Annotated in this window: 7 protein-coding genes and 1 pseudogene; 6 read left to right on the forward strand and 2 right to left on the reverse strand. The window is 39.1% G+C overall.

Annotated features, from left to right (window positions below):
* A pseudogene (gene rplC, locus ACJHV0_RS05670) lies at positions 1–198 on the reverse strand (50S ribosomal protein L3); the annotation flags it as partial.
* Positions 199–223: 25 nt separating this feature from the next.
* The gene (gene rpsJ, locus ACJHV0_RS05675; protein ID WP_001181005.1) at positions 224–535 is read right to left on the reverse strand and encodes a 30S ribosomal protein S10; all 312 of its coding nucleotides are present in this window, start codon (positions 533–535) and stop codon (positions 224–226) included.
* 444 nt (positions 536–979) lie between these two features.
* Between rpsJ and ACJHV0_RS05680 the strand changes: the two genes are divergently transcribed.
* The 6 genes from ACJHV0_RS05680 to ACJHV0_RS05705 all read left to right on the forward strand — a co-directional run.
* A complete protein-coding gene (locus ACJHV0_RS05680) occupies positions 980–1,633 on the forward strand; it encodes a TfoX/Sxy family DNA transformation protein (protein WP_334256470.1) in 654 nt (217 codons plus the stop codon).
* Positions 1,634–1,775: 142 nt separating this feature from the next.
* On the forward strand, positions 1,776–3,170 hold the full coding sequence (gene fumC, locus ACJHV0_RS05685) for a class II fumarate hydratase (protein ID WP_334231815.1): 1,395 nt from the start codon (positions 1,776–1,778) through the stop codon (positions 3,168–3,170).
* A gap of 118 nt (positions 3,171–3,288) precedes the next feature.
* Positions 3,289–3,399 (forward strand): LPS translocon maturation chaperone LptM, encoded by a 111-nt coding sequence (gene lptM, locus ACJHV0_RS05690; protein WP_188157223.1) that lies wholly within the window; start codon positions 3,289–3,291, stop codon positions 3,397–3,399.
* An 87-nt stretch (positions 3,400–3,486) separates the two neighbouring features.
* Complete coding sequence (lysA, locus tag ACJHV0_RS05695; protein WP_483133625.1) at positions 3,487–4,737, forward strand: diaminopimelate decarboxylase; 1,251 nt, start codon at positions 3,487–3,489, stop codon at positions 4,735–4,737.
* Between the two features lie 16 nt (positions 4,738–4,753).
* Complete coding sequence (locus tag ACJHV0_RS05700) at positions 4,754–5,383, forward strand: glutathione S-transferase family protein (protein WP_483133626.1); 630 nt, start codon at positions 4,754–4,756, stop codon at positions 5,381–5,383.
* Between the two features lie 70 nt (positions 5,384–5,453).
* Positions 5,454–5,792: PmbA/TldA family metallopeptidase (locus ACJHV0_RS05705; protein WP_483133627.1), on the forward strand; the 339-nt coding region annotated here is incomplete at its 3' end.

A 5,792-nucleotide genomic window follows, 5' to 3' on the forward strand; every position in this document is an offset into this window, starting at 1 on the left:
ACCTGCTTCTGGTTTAGTTACACGAGTTGCTTTTTTAGCGCCAGTAGTAACTTGAATTGCAGAGTAGCCATCGTTTTCAAGGGTTTTAACTTGAGTAACACGGTTGGCTTCGATTTCGATAACGGTAACTGGAATAGACACGCCGTCTTCAGTGAAAACGCGGGTCATACCAACTTTACGACCGATTAAACCAATCATTGTAATAACCTCTTAAAATTCCCAATTAACCTAGACTAATCTGAACGTCAACGCCAGCAGCTAGATCTAAACGCATTAATGCATCAACAGTTTTTTCTGTTGGTTCAACAATATCAACTAAACGTTTGTGAGTACGGATTTCATATTGATCACGTGCATCTTTATTCACGTGTGGAGAAATCAATACAGTAAAACGTTCTTTACGAGTTGGTAAAGGAATTGGACCACGAACTTGTGCACCAGTACGTTTAGCTGTTTCTACGATCTCCGCAGTAGATTGATCGATCAAGCGATGATCAAATGCTTTTAAGCGGATACGGATTCTTTGGTTCTGCATTAGACCAGAGCTCCAATTAAAAAATTTAGCTAACAAAAAACCAAACTACCACTTAACCAATAGAATAAGGGAGCTCAGTTAAACCTATGTAGTTCCAAGATTAGGAACATTTTTTACACTACAATATCTGTAATGTCATTTGATAAATGATTACATCAAATGTCTTTAGTTGCCTAAAGCCAGAATATAATACTCTTTTCGTTATACTTATGCAAGCAGTTTTCACTTTTTATCTTCTTAACCAATAAATAAAACATTCCAAGATACACAACTTCCTAAAAACTTCATTTGAAGTAACTCAAATAAATAGTATTTTTAAATTTTTTTATTTCAACTTTTCGAGCCACTTCACAAATCTAAAAAATCCTTGTTGAAATTTAATTCATAACAGTATTTATTATTCATAAACCTAATAATTACATAAACTTACACTGAGGTACATATATGCGAACAGTCAATGAAATTAGACAAGAAATCTCTCCTATATTCGAGCCTATTCTGAAAGAATTTCGGATAAAAACTTACTTCTCTTATTATGCTATTTTCAAGAATAACCTAATGATTGCGTTGTATCAAAATGGAGCAACTTACTTGCGTATTTCTCAAAAAGATATACCATATATAAGCAACTACCCTGGAACATATAATCTATCTGACGATAAAATAGGATTACAAAGCAGAAAGTTCTATTTTATTCCAAATACTATTTTAGCTAACTCATCACAGTTTAGTTCACTGATTCACTCTACTCTAGATGAATTACTATCCGAAAAGCAAAAAATAGATAATAAACGTTCAACTCAAATCCGTACTTTGCCTAATATGAACCTAAAGTTAGAAAGAATGCTGAAAAAAGTAGGGATCTCTTCAATACAAGAGTTTGCTGAAACAGGCTATATTTCAGCATTTATTAAGCTGGTTATGCAAGGTTTTGACGCTACTGAAGATTTACTATTTAAACTCAACGGAGCATTAAACCACCAATATATCTACACCTTTACAGAAGAGCAAAAGCGAGAATTAATGCAAGAAGCTAATGAAGCCCTATATGCCTTCGGCTTAAGAAAAAGATTTAACACCAATCATTTAATAATGTGATCCACATCATAAAATAGTCAAAAAACCAATAAGGAATTGCTTTTGTTAGTTCCTTTCTTTTTCCTTTCTATGCTAGTATTTACCATACCTCTAAATAACTAGAGCTTATTGATTTTAACTTTTTAAAAATTAGGAGTAAACAATGACATTCCGTATCGAAAAAGACACAATGGGCGAAGTACAAGTTCCTGCTGATAAATATTGGGCGGCACAAACAGAACGCTCACGCAATAATTTCAAAATCGGACCTGAAGCCTCAATGCCTGCTGAAATTATTGAAGCCTTTGGTTATCTGAAAAAAGCGGCTGCTTATGCGAACCACGATTTGGGTGTACTAGCGGTCGAAAAACGGGATTTAATTGCAAAAGCCTGTGATGAGATTTTAGCAAACAAATTAGACGATCAATTCCCACTGGTAATCTGGCAAACGGGTTCCGGCACGCAATCTAATATGAACGTGAATGAAGTAGTGGCAAACCGTGCTCACGTTATTAATGGTGGCAAACTAGGCGAGAAATCAATTATTCACCCGAATGACGATGTAAACAAATCTCAATCATCTAACGACACCTACCCAACTGCAATGCACATTGCCGCATATAAAAAAGTAGTTGAGCACACCCTTCCTTGTGTAAAACGATTACAAAAAACGTTAGCAGAAAAAGCAGAAGCTTTTAAAGATGTAGTAAAAATCGGTCGTACACACTTAATGGATGCCACCCCACTTACACTCGGTCAAGAGTTCTCTGCTTATGCGGCTCAATTAGCCTTTGGCATTAAAGCATTAGAAAATACCTTGCCACACCTTCGTGAACTTGCATTGGGCGGCACGGCGGTAGGTACCGGTTTAAATACACCGAAAGGCTATGATGTTCTTGTTGCTGAATATATTGCGAAGTTCACCGGTTTACCATTCGTAACCGCACAAAACAAATTTGAAGCCCTAGCTACCCACGATGCGATTGTAGAAACGCACGGTGCGTTAAAACAGCTTGCAGTATCGCTCTATAAAATCGCTAACGATGTTCGCTTACTCGCTTCAGGTCCGCGTTCAGGTATCGGCGAAATTTTAATTCCTGAAAACGAGCCAGGCTCATCTATTATGCCGGGTAAAGTAAACCCAACCCAATGCGAAGCAATGACAATGGTTTGTGCTCAAGTGTTAGGCAACGATGTAACCATCTCGTTCGCCGGCACACAAGGTCATTTCCAGCTGAATGTGTATAAACCTGTGATGGCATACAACTTCCTACAATCTGCTCAATTACTGGGTGATGCGTGCGTATCGTTTGACGAACACTGTGCGGTAGGTATTGAGCCAAACTACCCTCGCATTAAACAACAGCTCGACCAATCATTAATGCTCGTTACTGCATTAAATACTCATATCGGCTATGAAAATGCAGCGAAAATTGCTAAAACCGCCCACAAAAACGGCACAACCTTAAAAGAGGAAGCGATTAACTTAGGTTTAGTTACCGCTGAACAATTCGATGAATGGGTTCGACCGGAAGATATGGTTGGCAGTTTAAAATAAACTGAAAATACTATAACGTTATTTACACCTCAATCTATTAAGATTGGGGTGTAATTTTTTATAGATAGGGCGATTATTTTGTTTTAGAATGAAGCATCTTTTTTAAATGGAAAAAGCAATGAAAAAACTACTTTTAATCACTTTAGTGGCGACCTTAGGCTTGAGTGCCTGTGGTGTAAAAGGTCCTCTTTACTTCCCTGAGTCAGCACCAAAACACGAACAAAAATAAGACTACAATCGATCGTTTTTGCAAAATTTTTTACAAAAACGACCGCTTGCTCTTTCCTTTTCTAATAAAAAACACAACGGAATTTCAATGAATCACTTTGAGTATAAAAACAATCAACTTTTTGCCGAAGATGTCGCAATTAGCGATATTATCAAGCAGCACGGTACACCTGCTTATATTTACTCTCGAGCGACACTTGAACGCCATTGGCACGCTTTCAACAATGCCTTTGGCTCGCACCCGCATTTAGTTTGCTTTGCGGTAAAATCAAACTCAAACATTGCCTTACTTAACGTGATGGCGAGATTAGGCTCGGGCTTTGATATTGTCTCTCAAGGTGAACTTGAACGTGTGCTTGCCGCTGGTGGCGACCCTGCAAAAGTGGTTTTCTCCGGTGTGGCAAAATCTCATATCGAAATCAAACGTGCGTTAGAAGTAGGCATTCGTTGCTTCAATATTGAATCTATTTCCGAACTGCATCGCATTAACGAAGTAGCAGGTCAATTAGGCAAAGTTGCTCCAATTTCCCTGCGTGTAAACCCTGATGTAGATGCCCACACCCATCCTTATATCTCAACGGGGCTAAAAGAAAACAAATTTGGCGTGAGTGTAACCCAAGCTCGTGAGGTTTACCGTTTGGCAAAAACCTTACCAAATGTGAAAATCACAGGAATGGATTGCCACATCGGCTCGCAATTAACCGAGTTACAACCGTTCTTAGATGCAACGGATCGCTTAATTATCTTAATGGAGCAACTTCGTGAAGATGGTATTGAGCTACATCATTTAGACTTAGGCGGTGGCTTAGGTGTGCCTTACAACGGCGAAGAACCTCCACACCCAACAGAATACGCTAAAGCATTATTAGAAAAACTCAAAAGTTACGAAAACCTAGAAATTATTATTGAGCCGGGTCGTGCTATCACTGCCAACGCAGGTATTTTAGTCACTAAAGTAGAATATCTGAAACAGAATGAAGATCGCAATTTCGCTATTGTGGATACAGGTATGAATGATATGATTCGACCTGCCCTTTATGAAGCCTATATGCAAATTACCGAAGTGGATAAAACGCTTAATCGCCAAACCGCTATTTATGACGTAGTAGGTCCAATCTGCGAAACCTCCGATTTCTTAGGCAAGCAGAGAGAACTCGCAATTGCAGAAGGCGATTTAATCGCAGTGCGTTCTGCCGGAGCTTACGGTGCGGCAATGTCTTCCACCTATAACTCTCGCCCGCAAGCGGCGGAAATTATGGTAGATGGCAATCAAGCCCATCTCATTAAAGCCCGTGCAAGTTTTGCCGATTTATGGCGTTTGGAAAAATTACTCCCTTAATTCAGAGGAAACAAAAATGAAATTATATGGTTTAGTTGGTGCTTGTTCATTCGTACCACACGTTGCGTTAGAATGGGTGAAACTGCACGCCAATCAAGATTACGAATTTCAAGCGGTAAGCCGTGAATTTATTAAAACACCTGAGTTTTTAGCATTAAACCCACGTGGTGCCGTACCGCTATTGGTTGATGGTGATTTAGTGCTTTCACAAAACCAAGCAATTGTTCACTATTTAGATGAACTTCATCCCGATGCAAAACTTTTCGGCAGTAAAACCGCTCGTGATAAAGCAAAAGCGGCTCGCTGGTTAGCTTATTTTAATGCCGATGTACATAAATCATTCGTGCCACTTTTCCGCTTACCAAGCTATGCCGAAGGCAATGAGGAATTAATTAAAACCATTCGCCGGCAAGCTGCTGAGCAGATTTTAGATCAACTTGCCACAGCCAATGAACATTTAGAAAATCACATTTTCTTTGGTGAAAGCATTTCCGTTGCTGATGTGTATCTTTATATTATGCTCAATTGGTGCCGCCGCTTAGGATTAGACTTCTCTCACCTTTCACAACTTTCTGCCTTTATGCAACGCGTTGAAGCAGATAAGGGAGTAGATAATGTGCGTGAGCAAGAAGGCTTAAAAGGCTAATTCTCGAATTACCATTTAAGACGGTAGATTTTATGTTAAAATCTACCGTCTTTTATTTTTAGGAATCACAATGTTAAACAAGGTTTCAGATAGCTTACTTGCACCAAGTGGGCTTGAATTATCGCACTTAAGCCAAGTGCTTGATTACTTCTCAGGACGTGATATTGATTACGCCGACCTCTATTTCCAGCTTAGCCAAGACGAAAGTTGGAGCTTGGAAGATAGCATTATTAAAGAAGGCGGGTTTTATATCGACAGAGGTTTTGGTGTGCGTGCCGTTTCAGGTGAGAAAACAGGCTTTGCCTATGCGGATCAAATCACGCTCAAACAATTAGAACAATGTGCAGTAGCAGCTCGCTCTATCAGCCAAACAAGCGGTCAATTATTGGTAAAAAATTTCAAAAAAACG

The sequence above is a fragment of the Mannheimia sp. genome, from assembly GCF_056854775.1.